Origin of the sequence: Amycolatopsis sp. VS8301801F10 (genome assembly GCF_046195355.1) — a bacterium.
GTDB lineage: Bacteria > Actinomycetota > Actinomycetes > Mycobacteriales > Pseudonocardiaceae > Amycolatopsis.
Genome location: NZ_CP176065.1, coordinates 895,304 through 914,558 on the forward strand (window position 1 = coordinate 895,304; position 19,255 = coordinate 914,558).

The 19,255-nt window shown below is 71.5% G+C and carries 19 protein-coding genes; 5 read left to right on the plus strand and 14 right to left on the minus strand.

Annotated elements, in window-relative coordinates; all coding sequences use genetic code 11:
• Positions 1-13 precede the first annotated feature (13 nt).
• Complete coding sequence (locus tag F9C11_RS04285; protein ID WP_409183616.1) at positions 14-1,519, minus strand: AMP-binding protein; 1,506 nt, start codon at positions 1,517-1,519, stop codon at positions 14-16.
• Positions 1,520-1,800: 281 nt separating this feature from the next.
• Here F9C11_RS04285 and F9C11_RS04290 point away from each other — a divergent pair, with 281 nt between their 5' ends.
• From F9C11_RS04290 to F9C11_RS04300, 3 genes are all read left to right on the plus strand, one after another.
• Positions 1,801-2,508, plus strand: a complete 708-nt coding sequence (locus F9C11_RS04290) for a sigma-70 family RNA polymerase sigma factor (protein ID WP_409183617.1) — start codon at positions 1,801-1,803, stop codon at positions 2,506-2,508.
• A gap of 97 nt (positions 2,509-2,605) precedes the next feature.
• Positions 2,606-3,697 (plus strand): DUF5667 domain-containing protein, encoded by a 1,092-nt coding sequence (locus F9C11_RS04295; protein WP_409183618.1) that lies wholly within the window; start codon positions 2,606-2,608, stop codon positions 3,695-3,697.
• A gap of 150 nt (positions 3,698-3,847) precedes the next feature.
• Positions 3,848-4,756, plus strand: coding sequence for an HAD family phosphatase (locus F9C11_RS04300; RefSeq protein ID WP_051729659.1), 909 nt, complete (start codon positions 3,848-3,850; stop codon positions 4,754-4,756).
• A gap of 34 nt (positions 4,757-4,790) precedes the next feature.
• On the opposite strand, the gene F9C11_RS04305 is transcribed toward F9C11_RS04300, so the two are convergent.
• The 12 genes from F9C11_RS04305 to F9C11_RS04360 form a co-directional block, all read right to left on the minus strand.
• Positions 4,791-5,822, minus strand: coding sequence for a lysophospholipid acyltransferase family protein (locus F9C11_RS04305; protein WP_409183619.1), 1,032 nt, complete (start codon positions 5,820-5,822; stop codon positions 4,791-4,793).
• On the minus strand, positions 5,819-6,865 hold the full coding sequence (locus F9C11_RS04310; protein WP_409183620.1) for an NAD-dependent epimerase/dehydratase family protein: 1,047 nt from the start codon (positions 6,863-6,865) through the stop codon (positions 5,819-5,821). Before F9C11_RS04310 ends, F9C11_RS04305 begins: the two co-directional genes overlap by 4 nt.
• Before the next feature lie 260 nt (positions 6,866-7,125).
• Entirely contained in the window at positions 7,126-7,227 is a 102-nt protein-coding gene (locus tag F9C11_RS04315; RefSeq protein ID WP_007030867.1) for a 30S ribosomal protein bS22, read from the minus strand.
• A gap of 198 nt (positions 7,228-7,425) precedes the next feature.
• The gene (locus F9C11_RS04320) at positions 7,426-7,641 is read right to left on the minus strand and encodes a helix-turn-helix domain-containing protein (protein ID WP_033291067.1); all 216 of its coding nucleotides are present in this window, start codon (positions 7,639-7,641) and stop codon (positions 7,426-7,428) included.
• 198 nt (positions 7,642-7,839) lie between these two features.
• The gene (gene proC, locus F9C11_RS04325) at positions 7,840-8,652 is read right to left on the minus strand and encodes a pyrroline-5-carboxylate reductase (RefSeq protein WP_409183621.1); all 813 of its coding nucleotides are present in this window, start codon (positions 8,650-8,652) and stop codon (positions 7,840-7,842) included.
• Positions 8,653-8,676: 24 nt separating this feature from the next.
• Positions 8,677-9,507, minus strand: coding sequence for a thioesterase family protein (locus tag F9C11_RS04330; RefSeq protein WP_409183622.1), 831 nt, complete (start codon positions 9,505-9,507; stop codon positions 8,677-8,679).
• Positions 9,508-9,668: 161 nt separating this feature from the next.
• Complete coding sequence (locus F9C11_RS04335; RefSeq protein ID WP_409183623.1) at positions 9,669-10,472, minus strand: sugar phosphate isomerase/epimerase family protein; 804 nt, start codon at positions 10,470-10,472, stop codon at positions 9,669-9,671.
• 34 nt (positions 10,473-10,506) lie between these two features.
• Positions 10,507-12,258 (minus strand): hypothetical protein, encoded by a 1,752-nt coding sequence (locus F9C11_RS04340; protein WP_409183624.1) that lies wholly within the window; start codon positions 12,256-12,258, stop codon positions 10,507-10,509.
• Between the two features lie 148 nt (positions 12,259-12,406).
• Positions 12,407-13,390, minus strand: a complete 984-nt coding sequence (locus F9C11_RS04345; protein ID WP_409183625.1) for a hypothetical protein — start codon at positions 13,388-13,390, stop codon at positions 12,407-12,409.
• Positions 13,391-13,572: 182 nt separating this feature from the next.
• The gene (locus F9C11_RS04350) at positions 13,573-14,262 is read right to left on the minus strand and encodes a response regulator transcription factor (RefSeq protein ID WP_009071942.1); all 690 of its coding nucleotides are present in this window, start codon (positions 14,260-14,262) and stop codon (positions 13,573-13,575) included.
• Positions 14,259-15,497, minus strand: a complete 1,239-nt coding sequence (locus F9C11_RS04355; RefSeq protein ID WP_409183626.1) for a sensor histidine kinase — start codon at positions 15,495-15,497, stop codon at positions 14,259-14,261. Before F9C11_RS04355 ends, F9C11_RS04350 begins: the two co-directional genes overlap by 4 nt.
• Positions 15,498-15,647: 150 nt before the next feature.
• Complete coding sequence (locus tag F9C11_RS04360) at positions 15,648-16,520, minus strand: aldo/keto reductase (protein WP_409183627.1); 873 nt, start codon at positions 16,518-16,520, stop codon at positions 15,648-15,650.
• Positions 16,521-16,595: 75 nt separating this feature from the next.
• Here F9C11_RS04360 and F9C11_RS04365 point away from each other — a divergent pair, with 75 nt between their 5' ends.
• Both F9C11_RS04365 and F9C11_RS04370 read left to right on the plus strand, forming a co-directional pair.
• Positions 16,596-17,153: a DNA-binding response regulator gene (locus F9C11_RS04365; protein WP_409183628.1), complete on the plus strand. Its 558-nt coding sequence runs from the start codon at positions 16,596-16,598 to the stop codon at positions 17,151-17,153.
• 64 nt (positions 17,154-17,217) lie between these two features.
• Positions 17,218-18,120: a hypothetical protein gene (locus F9C11_RS04370; protein WP_409183629.1), complete on the plus strand. Its 903-nt coding sequence runs from the start codon at positions 17,218-17,220 to the stop codon at positions 18,118-18,120.
• Positions 18,121-18,172: 52 nt separating this feature from the next.
• Here the strand turns inward: F9C11_RS04370 and F9C11_RS04375 are convergent, their stop codons facing one another.
• Positions 18,173-18,922, minus strand: a complete 750-nt coding sequence (locus F9C11_RS04375; RefSeq protein WP_409183630.1) for a phosphoglyceromutase — start codon at positions 18,920-18,922, stop codon at positions 18,173-18,175.
• Positions 18,923-19,255 lie beyond the last annotated feature (333 nt).

Here is a 19,255-nt window from a genome sequence, read left to right on the forward strand (position 1 = left end):
TTTGTGCACAGACTCAGCGTAGCTTCAGCCGCCGCAGCTTCCCGGTCGCCGAATGCGGCAGCGTCTCGGCGAACTCGACGGTGTGCGGCACCTTGTACCCGGCGAGATGCGCGGCGCATTGGTCCACCACCTGCTGCTCCGACAACGCCGCACCTTCGGCGGGCACCACGACCGCCTTCACCGCTTCGCCGCTTCGCTCGTCCACCACGCCCACGACGGCGGCCTCGACCACCCCGGGCAGCTGCGCGATCACTTCCTCGACCTCGTGCGGGAAAACGTTGAAGCCGTTCACGATGATCAAGTCGTTGGCCCGGTCGACCAGATGCAGGTCGCCGTCGGAATCGAGGTAGCCGACGTCGCCGGTCCGGAACCAGCCCTCCGCGTCCGGCCCGTGCGCGCCGTCCGGCCAGTACCCGGAGAACAGGTTCGCCCCGCGCACCGACACCAGCCCGGTGCTGCCGCCGGCCTCGAACACGTCGTCCGGTTCCTCCGGGTCGAGCGGCAGGTCGTCGGCCGATCCGTCGGAATCCACCAGCCGCAGCTCGATCCCGGGCAGCGGCCGCCCGACCGAGCCGGGCTTCGGATAGCCGGTGACCAGCGTCGACGTCACCACCGGCGCGCATTCGGTGAGCCCGTAGCCCTCGTACACGTCGAGCCCGGCGGCCTCGCGGATCGCCGCGAGCACCTTCGGATGCAACGGCGCGGCACCGGAGGTCAGCCGCTTCACCGTCGCCAGCCCGCGGGCGAGTTCTTCCGGCTCGAGAGCGGCGAATTCGTTGTACATCGCGGGCACGCCGGTGATCGCTGTGACGCGGTGCTCGGCGCAGTCCTGGAGCGTCCGCCGGGCTTCGAAGCGTTCGGACAGCACGAGCGTCGCGCCGACCGCGGTCGCCATGAGCAGCCCCGGGCCGAGGCCGTAGACGTGGAAGAGCGGGATCGAGACCAGCACCCGGTCGTCGTGCTCGGTCACCCCGTCCACTTGGGACAGCTGGTCGAGGTTGGCCAGCAAGGCGCGGTGCGACAGCAGCACTCCGCGCGGCGGGCCGGTCGTGCCGGAGGTGTACGAAATGACCGCGATGTCCTCGCCGGAACGGCCGAGATCGACCGGGTCGCCCGGCTCGTCGCTGCGCGGCGGCAAGCTGGTGACGCCCTCGGGCAGTTCCGCGTTGTCGCGTTGCACGACGCGTTTCGCGCCGCAGTGCTCCAGCAAGCGCTCCAGTTCGGGCACGGGCGCCTGCGGCGAGAGCGGCACCGCGATTCCGCCCGCGCGCAGCACGGCGAACAGGGCGACCGCGAAGTCAGCCGAAGTCGGGAGCCGCAGCACCACCGGTTCGCCCGGCGCGACGCCGGAGGAGACCAGCCGGCGTGCTTGCGCGTGCGCCGCTTCGTCGAGCTCTCGCCAGGTCAGCGTGCTGCCCGTGCCCGTCTCGGTGATCGCCGTGCGTTCCGGCCAGCGGCTGGCCGCATCGGCGAGCAGGCCGGCGACGCCGTGGGCGGTGCTGATCCGGTCCACCCCCACCCCTCTCGTTCCGTTGCGGATTCGTCATCTTGTCACCCGTAATGGGGATGCCGCGCGATCGTCGCACCTCTGCCTGACCCGGACACTACCTACTTCGCGGTAACAACACGTATGCTGCACTGCGTCGCCGGGTGGCGTTGATCACTACCGGGTGACCCGAGCAAGGGAGTCGTCGTGCCGAAGCTGCCGGTCCACGAGGGTGTGGGACACGCGCCGCGGCCTGCCTTCGCGCGCTCGGGAACGCGCCCGGCCGCACCAGGGACAGCCGGAGGTGCCGCCCGATGACCCGTCCGATCACCCTGTCCGCCGCGCACCGCGGCCCGGTCTCGATGTTCGCCGACCGCGTGTTCGGCTCGTCCGCGGCCGCCGTGCCGCTGCCCAAGACCGGCCCCGAACCGGACGCCGCCGAGGTCGCGAAGGCCGAGGCGTGGGAACTGGTGCGGGCCGCGCAGGCGGGCGACTCCTCCGCGTTCGGCCAGCTCTATGACCGGTATGTCGACGTCGTCTACCGCTACGCGCTCTTCCGCCTCGGCGACCGCGACCTGGCCGAGGACGTCACCAGCGAGACCTTCCTGCGCGCGCTGCGCCGGATCACGTCGGTCAGCTACCAGGGCCGCGACGTCGGCGCGTGGTTCGTCACCATCGCCCGCAACCTGATCCTCGACCACGTGAAGTCCAGCCGGTTCCGGCTCGAGGTCGTCACCGACGAGGTCGCCGAACCGGGCGGCGTGCCCGGCGGACCGGTCGGCCCGGCCGCCCAGGCCGGCCCCGAACAGCAGGCGATCGCCGGCGCGACCCGGGCCGAGCTGCTGCGCTGTGTCGCCGAACTGGGCGAGGACCAGCGCGAATGCATCGTGCTGCGGTTCCTGCAGGGGCTGTCGGTCGCCGAGACCGCGCAGATCATGGACCGCAACGAGGGCGCGGTGAAGGCACTGCAGCACCGGGCGGTCCGGCGGCTCGCGCAGCTGCTGCCGACCGGCCTGCGTTGATCGTTCAACGAACAACCGTAACTTTTCCGCTTTCTTAATCGTTTCTCACCCAGACCGGCGGTCAGGGCCGGGCGTTGGGTGGAGACGGAGCAGCACCGTGGGCGTGCCCGGGTGGTTTTCGCGTGGTCGGACCGAGAGCGAGCGGTTCGACGACGCGATCAATGCTTCCCCCCGGCAGCGGGCCGGCGAGTTCGCCGAAGAGCTGGCCCTCGTCGGCGCACTGCGCGAACTGGGCCAGGCCGGCGCCCCCGACCCCGCCACGCGGGCCCGGATCCGCGCCGAGATCGAAGGCCGCATCGGCGAACCGCTTCCCCGCCGCCGGTGGCGGCCGCGAATGGCCGACCTCGCCGCCGCGGGCCTCGCGCTGATCCTCGGCCTCGGCGGGCTCACCCTGCTGCTTTCGCGAGACGCCCTGCCCGGAGACGCGCTGTACAGCGTGAAGCGAGCCGGCGAGGTCACGTCGCTCGGTTTGACCTTCGACGACGAGGCCAAAGCCGAGAAACACCTGAAGTTCGCCGCGAACCGCGTCACCGAACTGAGCCGGATGAACGACGCCAGCCCGGCGGCCTACGAAACCGCGCTGCACGATTTCGGCAGCGACGTCCGCGCGGGCGTGGCCGAACTCACCGAACTGGCCACGACGAGCGGCAACCGCACTCGGCTGACGTCGCTGGAATCGTGGGCGCAGAGCCAGGCGCGGCAGCTGGAAGCGGAGCAGACCGGCATCCCGGCGTCCGCCCGCGAGGAGTTCCAGCAGGCCCGCCTGTTGCTCGACCGGGTCCAGCAGCGCACTTCCGCGCTCGGCTCGCGACTGAGCTGCTACCAGATCACCACCGGCACCACCGACGAACTCGGCCTGCTCCCCGCGCACGGCGCGTGCACGCAGCAGCCGCTGTCGCCCGGCGGCTCCACGCCGAGCAGCCCGCCACCGGCGGCTCCCGAGTCGAGCGTTCCGCCGTCGGACTCCCCGCTGCCGGTGCGCTCGGTCTCGTCGCCGACCGTCAGCAACTCGAGCACGCCGACCCCGACCCCGACGACAGCCGAGGTCCCGCACCCTCCGGCCCCGCCGAGCGTCCCGCCGCCGATCACCGCCCCCACCGCACCCCGGATCCCGACGCGGCCCGCGCCGCCGCCGGTCGTTTCGATCCCGCCGCTGCTGCCCGGACTCCCGCCGGTCGTCGTCGGCTGACGCGACCTTCGCCACTGTCCCGGGCCATGATCAGCACAACCCGGCAACCCCTATCCGAGGCGCGGGCCACATCTCCAACGGGTGAGTCGCCCGGTCGCTACCCTGTCCTGCAGGACCCGGTCGGCGTCGTCCGCCGGGACGTGCCCGAACCTGGAGGCGGTGTGCGTGTCAGCTTGGCGTGGCAAGGATAAGAGTCAGGAACTCGAGCGGCTCGCCACGCTCGCCGGAGAAGCGTCGGCGGAGGCCGCGTCCTCCTCGGCGCAGCTGGCGACGACGGTTCCGCCCGCGCCGCCGGACCTCACCGCGGGCGCCTTCTTCGACGTGGACAACACGATGATGATGGGCGCCTCGATCTTCTACTTCGCCCGCGGGCTCGCCGCGCGCAAGTTCTTCACCTCGGCCGACCTCGCCGGTTTCGTGTGGGACCAGGTGAAGTTCCGCATCGGCGGGCGCGAGAACAAGGCCGACATCAAGACCCACCGCGAGCGCGCGCTGTCCTTTGTGGCCGGTCGCACGGTCGAGGAGCTCACCACGATGAGCGAGGAAATCTACGACGAGCTGATGGCGGACAAGATCTGGTCCGGCACCCGCGCGCTCGCGCAGATGCACCTCGACGCGGGCCAGCGGGTGTGGCTCGTCACCGCGACGCCGATCGAACTCGCCGCGATCATCTCGCGTCGCCTCGGCCTCACCGGCGCGCTCGGCACGGTCGCGGAAACCAAGGACGGCGTCTACACCGGACGGTTGGTCGGCGACATGCTGCACGGCCGCGCGAAGGCACACGCGGTCCGCGCGCTCGCCTCGCGGGAAGGCCTGAACCTCAAGCGCTGCACGGCTTATTCGGATTCGCAGAACGACGTCCCGATGCTGTCGGTCGTCGGCACCGCGGTCGCGGTCAACCCGGACAGCGGCCTGCGCGACGTCGCCCGCGCCCGCGGCTGGGAAATCCGCGACTTCCGCACCGGCCGCAAAGCCGCCCGCATCGGAGTCCCGTCGGTGCTCGGCGCGGGCGCGGTCGCGGGGGCGGTCGCCGCGGGGATGGCGTACCGCCGCCGCTGAAGGCGGAACAGTCCAGCACCTGCCCGGCGGAAACTCAGCCGCGGAAAACGCTGCGCCGCTGGGAAAGCCGCCGGTACAGCGAGTGCTGGATCGACTCGCGCACCTGGTCGGTGAGCGTGAAGACCAGCATCGGATCGTCGACCGCGTCCGGGCCGTAGTCGTCGGTGCGGATCGGCTCGCCGAACTCGATGGACCACTTCGTCGGCAGCGGCACCGCGCCGAGCGGGCCCAGCAGCGGGAAGAACGGCGTGACCGGGAAGTACGGCAGCCCGAACAGCCGCGCCAGCACCTTCAGCTCGCCGATCTTCGGGTACGTCTCCTCGGCCCCGACCACCGACACCGGGATGATCGGCACGCCCGCGCGCATCGCCGCGGACACGAACCCGCCGCGGCCGAAGCGCTGCAGCTTGTACCGCGCGGAGAACGGCTTCCCGACGCCCTTGAACCCTTCCGGCCACACGCCGACCAGCTCGCCGTTGGCCAGCAGCCGTTCGGCGTCGGCGTTGCAGGCCAGCGTCTGCCCGGACTTGCGGGCAAACGACCCCACCAGCGGCAGCTTGAACACCAGGTCCGCGCCGAGGCCGCGCAGGTGCCGTCCGCCGGTCTCGTCGTGCACCGCGACCGCGGTCATCAGCGCGTCGAGCGGCAAGGTGCCGGAGTGGTTGGACACCAGCAGCGCGCCGCCCGCCCTGGGCAGGTTCTCGACGCCGAACGTGTCGACGCGGAACCACTTCTCGTACAGCGCGCGCAGCGGCGGCAGCACCAGCGTCTCGGTGAGTTCGGCGTCGAAGCCGAACTCGTCCACCTCGTAGTCGCCGGTGAGCCGATGGCGCAGGAAGGTGAGCGCGCCGCGCACCGACTCCGACAGCGGATCGGGCGCGGGCTCGCGCACCGGACCGGACGGCTGCGCCGGGAACTCGACGACCGGCGCGTCCACGCGCTCCTCGGTCCGCTCCGGCGTCTCCGCGGGTTTCTCCCGGCCGGGTCCGTGCAGCGGAATGACCTGTGCCTCAGCAGCGGTGTTCACGGGATTCGCCTCGCTTCCGACCCTCGTCGCGTGGCTCATCGGCGCGCCTGCCCGGTGGCGGCGGCCTCGAGCACCTTGCCGGCCAGCCCGGCCAGCGCGCCGCCGTCGAGCACCGGACGCAGACCTGCGCCGGCCACGTAATCGTCGAACGCCTCGCGGGTGGTCCAGCGGGGCGTGTACCCGAATTCCTTCTTGAGCTTCGTGATGTCGACCGCGCGGCCGAAGTTCAGCAGCCGCACCTGGTCGGGCGAGAAATCGACCACCCGCGCGCCGCGCAGCAGCTTGCCGACCGACGGCACCACCGCACGCGGCATCGGCAGCCCGACCCGGCCCGCCCGGCGGATCGCCTGCGACAGCGTGAGCACGCCCTCGGAGGCGACGTTGAACACGCCCGGCCGGTCTTCCAGCGTGGCCATTTCGAGCACCGACAGCGCGTCTGAGCCGTGCAGCAGCTGCAGCCGGGAGTCGTACCCGAAAACCGTCGGCACGACCGGCAGCGAGAAGTACCGGGCCAGCACGGTGTCGACCTCGGGGCCGATGATGTTCGCGAACCGCAGCAGGGTGATCGTCAGGTCCGGGCGGCGGCGGGCGAGGCCGCGCACGTAGCCCTCCATCTCGACCGCGTCCTTCGCGTAGCCGCTGGACGACGGCGGGATCAGCTCCGAATCCTCGGTGAACACCGCCTGCGACCGCGCGCCCGCGCCGTACACCGCGGCGCTGGACTTCACGACGAGCTTGCGCACCTTCGGCGCGCGCTGGCACGCGGCGAGCAGCCGCATGGTGCCGATGACGTTGACTTCCTTGACCGCCGCGCGCCGGCTCGGCCCGGCCGGATGCGCGGTGCACGAGGTGTGCACGACGGTGTCCACCTCGGCGCTGCTGATCACCTTCGCGATGAGCGGATTGCGGATGTCGGCGCGGACGAACTCGGCGCGGCCCATCCGCTTCTGGATGTCCTTGGCGGGCGGGGCGGTGTCGACGCCGATCACCCGCTCGAGATCCGGATGCGCGCCGAGCCTGGCGAGCAGCTTCCCGCCAAGGTCGCCGGCGACCCCGGTGACGAGCACGATGTTCGAGGCCATGGAACTCCCTGATCGGCAGCAGTGTGCAAGACGGAGTGATCACTCGGGGTGCGCGAACCTGCACTCGCTGGAAGCATCGCGCTGATGCGCCTGCCATGTTACCGGCCGAGAGCGGGCTTCTGACCAGGGCTTACCTGGTTTTAACAGCGGTGCCCGGATTGCGATCCGCGCCTCACTCGATCGGGCGTAGAAAAGGCCGAACATGAGTGTGGCCCGTCCAGAGACTGGACGGGCCACGAAACCTCAACCGCGCGGACGGCTCACTTGCCGGCCTTGCGCCGCTGCACTCGCGTGCGACGCAGCAGCTTGCGGTGCTTCTTCTTCGACATGCGCTTGCGGCGCTTCTTGATCACGGAACCCATGGGCGCTCCTCTATGGTCGTCGGTCACGCTGCCCGGCGCAGCGTCCAACGGGTGGAGCGCACAGGCACGAGCGGTTTACCAGGCTACTAGCGTCCCGGCGCGGGCCGGTCGGCGGGCATGGTTTGACGCATGCCCGGCGACCTCCCGGGCCCCGCCCCGCCACCGCTCTCACCGGAGCGGCGGAGCCGCGCGGAGCCCTCACCCGACGTCGAAGTAAGCACCCTGCAGATACTCGTGCACCGCTTTTTCCGGCACCCGGAAGGACTTCCCGACTCTGACCGCGGGAAGTTCCCCCGAATGCACCAGGCGGTACACGGTCATCTTCGAGACCCGCATCAGCGTGGCCACTTCGGCGACTGTCAAAAACTGGACCTGCCCTACGGCGGGCAAATCCTCCCTCTTGTTCGGCGACATGTTTACCGCGTCCTTCGACACGTGTCGCGCCACGAGGCTTCCCCACCTGTGGTATCGACACGCACGTGCTCTTCCGAGGGTAGCGGGACAGGTGGGACTCGTGCGACGCCTGTCACCAGGATGGGCCCTCACCTGGGGCTTCACGTAGCCCAGACGGCCCAGCAGAGTCCGGTTTGCCGGAATCGGCCCGCCGAGCGCTCAGTTCTCGTGGGCTCGGCCCAGCTCCTCCGAACGGTCGCGGGCGGCCTCGATCGCGTCGAGCAGCGCCGCGCGGACGCCGTGCTTCTCCAGCTCGCGGATCGCGTTGATCGTCGTCCCGGCCGGGGACGTGACCGCCTCGCGCAGCAGCACCGGGTGGTCCTGGCCCTCGGCCAGCATCTTCGCCGCGCCGACCGCCGACTGGATGATCAGCTGCCCGGCCAGCGCCCGCGGCAGCCCGAGCAGGATGCCCGCGTCGATCATGGCCTCGACCAGGTAGAAGAAGTACGCCGGACCGGATCCGGACAGCGCGGTGACCGCGTCCTGCTGCCGCTCCGGCACCTCGACGACCTGTCCGACGTGCGACAGCAGCTCCCTGACCGTCGCGAGATGCTCCGCGGTCGCGTGCTTGCCGGGTGAGATCGCACTCATCGCCTCGCCGACCAGCATCGGGGTGTTCGGCATCACGCGGACGACCGGGACGCCCTCGGCGAGCCGGCGTTCGTACAGCGTCGTCGGCAGTCCCGCGCACAGCGAGACGACCAGCGACCCCGTGCCGAGCAGCGGGGCCAGCTCGTCCAGCACCGGCTCGATGTCCTGCGGCTTCACCGCGACCACGAGGATGTCCGCCCGCCGGGCCGCGTCCGCGACAGTCGCCGCTTTCATGCCCGGGTAGCGCGTCTCCAGCTCGCGCGCCCGCTCTTCGTACCGTTCGGTGAAGAGCAGGTCGCCTGGCTCGTGGCCGCCGTTGAGCAGGCCCGACAGCAGGGCTTCGCCGATCTTTCCCGCACCCAGCACCGCGATCACACTCATGTGCTTCAGCGTGCCAAACCCGGCTCAGCCGCCCGGTGCCGGGGCGAGCGCCAGCTGCCGCACCTGCGCGACGAGGCGGCCCTGTGCGTCCACGACGGTCGCGTCCGAGTCGAACCACGGCTCGTGCACCGAGCGCGATTCGACGAGGATCCGCAGCCAGCCCGGGGCCGGGCGGGTGCGCAGCAGCGAGGTCAGCTGGACGGTCGGGGCCCAGCCGTGCCTGCCGAGGTTCGCCACCACCGGCGGGTTGAGGTCGCCGGCCAGCAGCGCGAAGTACACGTCGGGCTGGCCGGTGCGCGGACGCGCCCACATCCGCAGCCGGGGCGGGTCGCCGGTGCGTCCGGACAGGAATCCCGCGGTCGCCGGGTCCAGCCGCACGTCGCAGGCGGCGGACAGGTGGAACGGGCCTTCCGGAGTGTCCTTGCCGAGCTGCGGCGCGCTCGGCGGCGGTTCGGCGGGCATCTGCGGCAGGTCCGTCCATTCGGAACGGCGCATCGGCAACCGGCCGACCGTGACCCTCGCCTCGACGCAAGCCCGCCCGCGCTGTTCGAGCGACACCGCCACCACCGAAACCCGGCGGCCGACCTTGCGCACATCGGCGCGCAGCAACACTGGCCCAAGCGCGGGCGCGTGCAGGAATTCGGTGCTCACCGCGAGCGGATCGACCGTCGCGTCCCCGCGTTCGTGCAACGCGGCGGCGGCGGTTTTCGCCAGCAGCGCCACCAGAAACCCGCCGTGCGGATGGACCCCGATCGCCCATTCCGCGCGCAACGTCGCGGTGAACGTGCCATCCCCGAGCGACCGGACTGCGGTGGCCGCGTCGAAGGCGGTCGCGGTGTCGTCGGCCGCGCTCACGGACAACCGGCCACGGCGATACGGCGCGTGGAACCGGGTCCGGCGAAATCTGCAGACGGCGATGGCAACGAGGTCACGCCCGCACTTTACGGTGCGCGGCCGCCTTTGCGAGCCGAGCCGGGCAGGGACCGCCCGGACAGCCGAGCAAGATCACCCGCGGATCACTGCCCCAGGTGCAACCGGGCGAACAGCAACGCCTCCGCCAGCGCCCGCGCCCGCGCCGCCGCACCCGGCGCGTGCCGGGTGTTCACCTCCAGCACCACCTGCCCGGAAAAGCCGTCGCTGACCAGCTTCTCCAGCAACTCCGCGCACGGCTGCCCGCCATGCCCCGGAATCAAGTGCTCGTCCTTCGGAATCCCCGTCCCGTCCGCCAAATGGACGTGGCTCAACCCCGCCCCCATCCGGTCGGCCAGCGCCAGCGCGTCCATCCTCGCCGCGGCCGAATGCGACAGATCCAAGGTGTAGTGCCGGAATCCGACGTCGGTGGGGTCGATCGACGGCCGGAACGCCGACACCCGCGCGTCCCGCGAACCGCCGGGCGGGCGGACCTTGAACATGTTCTCCACCGCCACGTGGATCCCGCTGGCGTCCTCCAGCTCCTCCACCAGATCGCCGAACGCGTCGCCGTAGCGGCGCTGCCAGCGAAACGGCGGATGCACCACGACCGTGCGCGCGCCGAGTTCCAGCGCGGCGTCCACGGACCGGCGCAGCCGCACCTCCGGGTCCGGCGACCAGATCCGCTGCGTGATCAGCAGCGAGGGCGAATGGATCGACAGCACCGGCATCCCGGTGCGCCGCGACCAGCGCCGGATCGCCGAGACGTCCTGGCTGATCGGGTCGGCCCACACCATGACCTCGACGCCGTCGTAGCCGAGATCCGCGGCCAGCTCGAACGCCGCGCCCGCGCGCAGCGGCCACACCGAGGCGGTGCTCAGGCCCACGGGGACGGGCGCGCTCTCACTCACGCGCCCATCCTGCCCCAGCGTCCTCGGCGACCCGCTACTTGGCCACCAGCAACAGCGCCGCGGGCGACACCGTCACCACCAGGCCGACGAGAATCGCCAGCAGCGTCGTCTGCAGGTCCTCGGCGCGGCGGATCTTCCGCACGATCCAGACCAGCGCGACGATCACCAGCAGCGCTCCCACGAGCGCGGCGGGCGCGAGGTTGACCCACAGCCAGTTGAAGCCGAGCCACACGGCGGCGCCGCCGACGACGCCCAGCGCCAGCTGCCCGGCCAGGGTCAGCCACTGCTTGCCCGCGGACACCGCGGGTTCCGGCTCGGCTTCGGCCTCCGGAGCGTCCTCGGCGACGGCTTCCTCGGGGTAGTCGTCGTACTCGTCGCCTTCGGCGTAGCCCTCGGCGTGCTCGTAGCCTTCGGCCTGCTCGTACCCGTAGCCGTCGTCGCCCTCGAAGTCCGGCTGGCTCTCGGGGTAGCCGGACGGCTCGGCGAACTCGCGCTCGTACTCGGCGAGATCGTCCTCGACCGGCTCTTTGCCGCCCGGCGCGAACGGCATCGGGGCCGGGTAGCCCGCGGTCGGCGGGCCCGCGTCGTAATCCGCGGCGGCGGGCGGGTATTCGTCCTCGTAACCGTCGTCGACGTAGTCGTCTTCGACGTAATCCTCAGCCGGCGCGGGTTCCGCGCCGGCGGGCGGGACGGCCGGCATCATGCCGACCTCGGTGTCCTCCAGCTGCTCCGCCTGCCGCCGCTTCCGCCAGCCGGCCAGCCCCGCGGGCGGCGCGTCCTCGGCGACGGGCTCGGCGGGCGGGCCGTCGATCGCGTCGAACTGCTCGGTGTGCGGCTCCTGCTTCGGGGCCGGACGGCGGGCCGGAGCACGCCGCGGCCGGCCGGGAGGAGCGGCCGGGGCTCCGGGAGCCGGGAACGCGCCGCTCGCCATCGGCGTCGCGGGCGGTTCCGGGGCGTCGCCGTCGAGACCGTCGAGCCGGGCCGCCAAACCGCCTTCGGGCGGGGGCGGCGGAGCCTGCGGGGCCGGACGGCGGCGGACCGGCGGCACCGCGCCGCGGGTCTCCTCGTCGGCGGCCTGCGGACGCGGCGGACGGCCGCGCGGCGGCACCGGCATCTGCCCGGATTCCTGCGGCGGGGCGGGCGGGCGCACGTAGGCCGAATCCTGCTGGCCGTTGGCCGGGCGCGGGTACTGCCCGGATTCCTGCGGCGCGGCGGGACGCAGGTAGCCGGTGCCCTGCGGACCGGCCGCGGGCGGCGCGGGACGGGCGAACTGGCCCGATTCCTGCGGCGGCGCCGGCGGACGCACGTAGGCCGAATCCTGCTGTCCGTTGGCCGGGCGCGGGTACTGCCCGGATTCCTGCGGCGGAGCAGGCGGGCGCACGTACGCCGAGTCCTGCTGGCCGTTCACCGGGTACTGCCCGGACGGCTGGCCGTTCACCGGCGGCGGCCCGGTCTCCTGCGGCGCCGGGTACTGCCCCGACGGCTGCTGCCCCGGACGCGGGTACTGGCCCGATTCCTGCGGGGCGGGACGCGGGCCCGCGTCCGGACGACGGCGGCCGCCCGGCGGTCGCGAAGGCGGCGGCGGGGTGCCGCCCTCGGACGCCACGCGGTCGATGATCGCCTGTGGCCCGGTGTCGGTGAGGCCCGAGCGCCGCGGGGCGGCCTCGTCTTCGTCATCGGCCGCCCTGCGCCTGCGTCGCCGTCCGCCGTCGACCTGCTGCCCGTGCTGGGCGAGCAGTTCGGCCACGGTCTTCTGGGGCTGGTCGCCGCCGGTCTGGTCCGTCATACCGTGCTGTCCAAAGCGCGCTCGGGGTTGGTTGTGGTCACTCGGGCACACCTGCCTCCGGAGCCGCGCGCGATCGACACCGTGCAGTGCATGTCCGTCACCTCTTCACCGTGCCTGGTCTTCGTCGGGCAAGTCCAGTCCGCTGCTGTCACCGGTCCTCCCCACTCGCCGAAACGCCAGCGACCGCGGTTCCGGCTTCGTCCGCACCGTTGGCGTGGTCCAACCGCCGCAGGATGACACCCTCTCGCAGCGCCCAGGGGCAAATCTCCAACTCCGTGAGGGAGAGTGCCCGCATCGCGGCCTGCGCCACCAGCGCGCCCGCCACGAGCTGATGCGACCGGCTCGCGCTGACGCCTTCCAGCTGGGCCAGATCCGCGGCGGTCATCCGCGAAATGAAGGCGATGAGCTGGCGAAGGGCGGTGTCGGTGAGCGTACGGCGCACGCGCGGGCCCGCCGCCGAGGGGGCCGCCCCGGTCAGCCGGGCGAGCGAGCGGAACGTCTTGGACGTGGCCACGACCCGGTCCGGCAGCCCCTGCGCGGCGACCTTCTTCGCGAGCCCGGCGAGCTGGTCCTCGAGCCAGGCCGACGTCGCGACGACCTCGGACCGCGTCGGCGGGTCGTGGCGGAAGCGGGTGCGGGTGGTGCGCCCGGCTCCGAGCGGAAGCGATTCGGCGAGTTCGGGTTCCTCGTCGCGGCCCATCGCGACCTCGAACGACCCGCCGCCGATGTCCAGCACCAGCAGTTTCCCGGCCGACCAGCCGTACCACCGGCGCACCGCGAGGAAGGTGAGCCGCGCCTCGTCCTCCCCGGACAGCACGCGCAGGTCGACGCCGGTCTCGGCGCTCACCCTGGCGAGCACCTTCGCCGAGTTCTTCGCCTCGCGCACCGCGGACGTCGCGAACGCCAGCACGTCCTCGCAGCCGAGCCGCGCGGCCGCGGCCTTGGCCGATTCGACCGCCCGGACCAGGCCGTCCTCGCCGGGGCGGCTCAGTTCGCCGGACCCGGTGAGCTGTTCGGCCAGCCGCAGCATCGTCTTCTCGGAGTGCATCGGGGTCGGGTGGGCGCCACGGTGGGCGTCGACCACGAGCAAGTGGACGGTGTTGGAACCGACGTCGAGTACCCCTAGGCGCACGAGGATTCAGCGTACCGGTCCCAGTGCCAGGTCTCGAAACTGTAACCAACTCCACTCGGATCCACATCGACTCAGCGTGCGCGAACCGGCACGGTGTGCGCTGAAACCCGGACAAAAGCCGGGAAGGACTCCTCGCGGGCGTCAGCTTCCCGCAAGGAGTCCTTCCCGGACCGAACCGCTGCTCAGGTCTCGAACTTGTAGCCGAGCCCGCGCACGGTCACCAGGTGCCGCGGCGAACCCGGGTCCGGCTCGATCTTCGAGCGGAGCCGCTTCACGTGGACGTCGAGGGTCTTGGTGTCGCCGACGTAGTCCGCGCCCCACACCCGGTCGATCAGCTGGCCGCGGGTGAGCACCCGGCCGACGTTGCGCAGCAGGTACTCCAGCAGGTCGAACTCCTTGAGCGGCAACGAAACCTCGCCGCCGTCCACAGTCACCACGTGCCGTTCGACGTCCATCCGCACCGGTCCGGCCGACAGCACCAGCGGCGCGAGTTCGCCGTCGCTGCCCGGCTCGCCGCCGCGGCGCAGCACCGCGCGCACCCGGGCGATCAGCTCGCGGGCGGAGTAGGGCTTGGTCACGTAGTCGTCGGCGCCGAGTTCCAGCCCGACGACCTTGTCGATCTCGCTGTCGCGCGCGGTCACCATGATCACCGGCACCGCGGAACGCTGCCGCAGCTGCTTGCACACGTCGGTGCCGCTCATCCCGGGCAGCATCAGGTCGAGCAGCACGATGTCGGCGCCGTTGCGGTCGAACTCCTCCAGCGCCTGCTGGCCGGTCACCGCGACCGCCGCGGTGAAGCCCTCCTTGCGCAGCAAGAAGGCGAGCGGGTCGGCGAAGGACTCTTCGTCCTCGACTATGAGAACCCTCGTCACAGGTTTCCTCCATGGTCTGGGCTGGAGATTTCCTGCCCGGTTGCCACGAGCCGGGGTGTCCGCTCGGGGGTCTTGTCCGGCCGCGCGGGCGCGGCCTTGCGTGCGGTGTCGGCGGGTTCGGTGCGCACGTGCGCGGGGATGCGCAGGGTGAACGTCGACCCGGTGCCCGGACGGCTCCACAGGCCGACCGAACCGCCGTGGTTGGCCGCGACGTGCTTCACGATCGCCAGTCCGAGTCCGGTGCCGCCGGTGGCGCGCGACCGCGCCTTGTCCGCGCGGTAGAAGCGCTCGAACACGCGCTGCTGCTCGTCCTCGGCGATGCCGATGCCGCGGTCGGTCACCGCGATTTCGACCATGCCGTCGGCGAGCCGGCGCGAGATCGACACCGGGCTGCCCGCCGACGAGTACGCGACGGCGTTCTCCAGCAGGTTCGACAGCGCGGTGACCAGCAGCGTCCGGTCGCCCTCGATGAGCAGGCCGCTCGGCGCGTCGGTGGTGATGGTGATGTCGGCGGACTCCGCGGACAGCGTGGTGCGCCCGAGCGCCTCGCGCACGACGGCGTCGACCTCGACCACGTTGAGGTCGGGCAGCCGTTCGGCGCCTTGGAGGCGAGACAGCGCGATCAGTTCGGTGACCAGCTGGCCGAGCCGGGTGGACTCGCGCAGGATCTTGCCGCCGAAGCGGCGGACCTCCTCGACGTCCTCCGCGGCGTCCAGCACGGCCTCGGTGAGCAGCGCGATCGCGCCGACCGGGGTCTTCAGCTCGTGGCTGACGTTCGCGACGAAGTCGCGGCGGACCGCCTCCAGCCGGATGGCCTCGGAGTGGTCGACGGCCTCGACGACGGTGAATCCGTCGCCCAGCGGCCGGACCTCGCCGAGCACCGCCTCCGGCTGGCGGCGGCCGCGGCTTTCCAGCGGCGAGAGGTCGACCTCCATCGGCTCGTCGGTCTCGACCACCTGCTCCGCGGCCTTGCGCGCCCGCGGATCGGCCTGGTTCACCCGGACGAGACCGAGTTCGTACGCCCGCGGGTTGTGCAGCACCAGGTCGCCGAACCGGTTGAGCACGATGACGCCGTTGTTCGAGGAGCGGATCAGCCGTTCCAGCAGCTCCGCGACGGTCGGGCCGGTGGGCCGGGCCGCCTCGCGCCGGGCCCGCACCTTGGCCGCGAGGAACCCGGCGACCGCGCCGACGACAAGAGCGCCGATGGCCGTCAGCAGGACAACAGGCGTGGTCACGGGGGAATCGTAAGCATCCCGGTAGCCTTCCGGCCTAGTCCTGGAAGCCCTGTCGTGAGGCGAGTGACACCTGAGGGGTACATATTCGCCTCGGGGTCAGACCCCGTTCACCCGATCGAGATGTTTCGGCCAAAACGATCGGGTCCGCGTTCAGTTCGCTTCGAGGGTTTCGAGGTCCTCGTCGGACAGCTTCAGCGCCGCCGCGGCGACGTTCTGCTCCAGGTGGGCGGGGTCACTGGTGCCCGGGATCGCCAGCACGTGCGGACCTTGCGCGAGCGTCCACGCCAGCCGCACCTGCGCGTCCGTCACGCCGTGCCGGCGCGCGACCTCGGCGACCCGTTCGTCGGACTGTCCACTCGCGACCGCGAAGAACGGCACGAAAGCCACGCCCTGTTCGCCGCACAGCCGCAGCAGTTCGTCGTCCTCGCGGCGGGCGGACAGCCCGTACTGGTTCTGCACGCAGACCACCGGCGCGATCGCCTGCGCCTCGGCGAGATGTTCGGCGCTGACGTTGGAAATCCCCAGCTCGCCGATCAGCCCCTCGGCGCGCAGGTCGGCCAGCGCGCCGAAGTGCTCGGCGAGCGAGCCGGTGCCGCGCTCGAGGCCGGTGCCGATGCGCAGGTTCACGACGTCGATCCGGTCGCGGCCGAGTTCGCGGAGGTTCTGCTCGACCTGGCCGCGCAGTTCGTCGGGACGGGCGAACGGCCGGAACTGGCCGGACTCGTCGCGCGACGGGCCGACCTTGGTGGTCAGCACGAGGTCATCGTCGTACGGCGCGAGGGCGGCCTTGATCAACGCGTTCGCCGACCAGGTGGTTCCGAAGTAGAACGCGGCGGTGTCGAAGTGGTTCACACCCAGCTCCACGGCCCGGCGCAGCACGGAAATCGCGCGGTCGGCGTCGATCGGCGCGTTCGGGTCGAGCGAACCGCCGAGCCGCATCGAGCCGAAGCCCAGCCGGTTGACGGTGCGGGAGCCGAGCTGCCAGGTGCCCGCGGCAGCGGCGGGAAGGGTCGTTCCGGTCATGTCTTCAGCGTGCTTTCCGGCCGCCGCCCGCAGTGGGTTTGGCAGCAAGCTGCCAACGCGGGAACACTGGTCGGCGTGCCCCGAGCCGAGGAAATCGCGAACGTGCGCGACGAGCGGGAACTGGTCGAACGAGCCGGACACCTGCTCGCCGGAGCCGACGAGTTCGCCTGCGCCGCGAACGATCCGCACACCTTTTCCGCGATGCAGAAATTCGCCCGGGAGCTGCCCGCGCGGCCGAAGCTGCGGGTCCGCAAGGTCTACCTGTCGCGCGTGCTGCTCGACCCGGCCGGCTCCGAACACCTGCGTGCGCTGCGCCGCTTCGGCGCGGAAGTCCGGATCAGCGCGCACGAGATCAACGAGACGATCCTGCTCGACGGCCGCATCGCCATCCTCGCCGCCGGTCCCGGCTACCGCGTCGTCACCGCGCCGGATCTGGTGCGCGGGATTTCGTCGCTGTTCGAGGCCGCTTGGCGTTCGTCGACCGCGATGGAGGCGTACGAGACGCGGTTCGCCGAATTGCGGCAGTACACGCCGCAGCTGCTGGAACTGCTGTCTTCCGGTTCCACCGACGAAAAGGCGGCCGGGCGATGGGCGTCGGGCTGCGGACGTACCGTCGGCGAGTGGCCGAATTGATGGATGTACTGGGTGCGACGTCGCGGTTCCAAGCGGGTGCTCTCGCGCGGGAGGCGGGTCTGCTGTGAGGCGCGCTGTTCTCGCCGCGGCCTTGCTCGCCGCGGGATGCGCCGCGTCCCCGCAACCCGCGCCTTCTCCTGCTCCCGCACCGGCGAATGCGGCCTATGTGGACGCCAACGCGACCAGCGACGCGGTGGCCGGAGTCAAAAAGGCCGTGGAAACGGCGTTCAGCTACGACTCCACGAAGCCGGACGAGGTCGCGAAAACCGAGCAGGAGTACCTCGCCGGCGCGGCCCGTGCGCAGTTCGACAAAACCTTCGCCGAGGTCCGCACCGAACCGGTGACCACGCGGACGCAGGTGCTCGAAACCGGGCTGGCCGAGCTGACGCCGGAGCACGCGCGGATGCTGGTGGTGGCCGCGCAGCACAGCAAGCGCCCCGACGGAGCCAAAAACCAGAGCGTCGCGCTCATCCTGGTCACCGCGGGCAAGGCGAACGGGCACTGGCAGCTGCGGGATTTGAACTTCGACCCGCGCGGGCAGCTCACCGCCGCCCCGAGCGCGGCGAAAGGCCTGGCCGCGACCCGCGACGCCGCGGTCGACGCCGCCGTCCGGGACGGCGGGATCCTGATGACCATCGACCCGCAGAACATCGACGGCAACTACGAGAGCTGGGAAAAGGTCTCCGCTGAGCCGCTGCTGTCGCAATTCCGGGCGAGCCGCCAGGAGACGGTGGCCAGCATCCGGAAGACGGGGAAGAAGGCGGCCTACGGCCCGGATTCGACGGCCGCGCTGACCGAGCTCAGCCCGGACGGGACAAAGGCGTCGGCCGTGCTGTCCGCACTGGTGACGACGACCGGCGGCCAGAATTCCGGCGAAAACCGGCTGCCGGTCCACCTCGACCTCGTCCGGCAGGGCACCGAGTGGAAGGTGTCCGGGATGAGGGCGATCTCCGGCGACGGCTCGTGAGCGGCGTTGCCGGTTCTCACCGGCAACGCCGCTCACGACAGCACAATCGGCCTCAGCGGCCCTGGTTCGCCACCGCGGCGGCGGCTTCCTTCGCCGCCTCCGGGTCCAGGTACTCGCCGCCTGCCTTGACCGGCTTCAGGTCCTCGGTCAGGTCGTAGCGCAGCGGGATGCCGGTCGGGATGTTCAGCGCGGCGATGGCGTCGTCGGAGATTCCGTCGAGGTGCTTCACCAGTGCGCGCAGCGAGTTGCCGTGCGCGGCCACCAGCACGGTGCGGCCCGCCCGCAGGTCGGGGACGATCGCCGACTCCCAGTACGGCAGCAGCCGGGCCACGACGTCCTTCAGGCATTCCGTCAGCGGGGCCTGGTCGCCGAGGTCGGCGTACCGGGCGTCGCCGGTCTGGCTGAACTCGTCCTTGGGGTCGATGGCGGGCGGCGGCGTGTCGTACGAACGGCGCCAGAGCATGAACTGCGCCTCGCCGAACTCGTCCAGCGTCTGCTTCTTGTTCTTGCCCTGCAGCGCGCCGTAGTGCCGCTCGTTGAGCCGCCAGTCGCGCTTGACCGGGATCCAGTGCCGGTCGGCGGCGTCGAGGGCGATGTTCGCCGTGCTGATCGCCCGGCGCAGCAGCGACGTGTGCACCACGTCCGGCAGCAGCCCCGCCTCGGCGAGCAGCTGCCCGCCTTGCCGGGCTTCGCGCTCGCCGGTCTCCGAAAGGGGCACGTCCACCCAGCCGGTGAACAGGTTTTCCGCGTTCCACGTGCTCTGTCCGTGCCGCAGCAGCACCAGGGTCCCAAGTTCGGCCATGGCCACCAGCCTGCCAGAGCGGGCCGGCGCTGCCAGTAGTGCGTCCACCCCTCTACCCAGAGTGTGTTACCCGATAGTAACACCTTCACCCGGCACGCAGCCGGGTTGCCGACAAGCAGGCCAAAGGGTGCAAGGCGCTGCACACTGTTATCCCCGTCAGTAAAGTTCACTCGAACGGAGTAACCAGTAGTCTTGTGATTACTGGTCGACATCTGACAGGTTGGGCATGTCCCGCTCAGCCGGATTCCACGCACTCCCGGCTGATCACGGGCAGTGACCGCGGCTCGTCTCCCCCCTGCCGAGCCGCGGCCCGCCGGCCCCGTTGGCATCCCC

Coding starts and splice junctions, on each gene's coding strand:
- F9C11_RS04290 (WP_409183617.1), top strand. CDS start 1,801: ATGACCCGTCCGATCACCCTGTCCGCCGCGCACCGCGGCCCGGTCTCG.
- F9C11_RS04305 (WP_409183619.1), bottom strand. CDS start 5,822: ATGAGCCACGCGACGAGGGTCGGAAGCGAGGCGAATCCCGTGAACACC.
- F9C11_RS04310 (WP_409183620.1), bottom strand. CDS start 6,865: ATGGCCTCGAACATCGTGCTCGTCACCGGGGTCGCCGGCGACCTTGGC.
- F9C11_RS04315 (WP_007030867.1), bottom strand. CDS start 7,227: ATGGGTTCCGTGATCAAGAAGCGCCGCAAGCGCATGTCGAAGAAGAAG.
- F9C11_RS04320 (WP_033291067.1), bottom strand. CDS start 7,641: ATGTCGCCGAACAAGAGGGAGGATTTGCCCGCCGTAGGGCAGGTCCAG.
- proC (WP_409183621.1), bottom strand. CDS start 8,652: ATGAGTGTGATCGCGGTGCTGGGTGCGGGAAAGATCGGCGAAGCCCTG.
- F9C11_RS04340 (WP_409183624.1), bottom strand. CDS start 12,258: ATGACGGACCAGACCGGCGGCGACCAGCCCCAGAAGACCGTGGCCGAA.
- F9C11_RS04360 (WP_409183627.1), bottom strand. CDS start 16,520: ATGACCGGAACGACCCTTCCCGCCGCTGCCGCGGGCACCTGGCAGCTC.
- F9C11_RS04375 (WP_409183630.1), bottom strand. CDS start 18,922: ATGGCCGAACTTGGGACCCTGGTGCTGCTGCGGCACGGACAGAGCACG.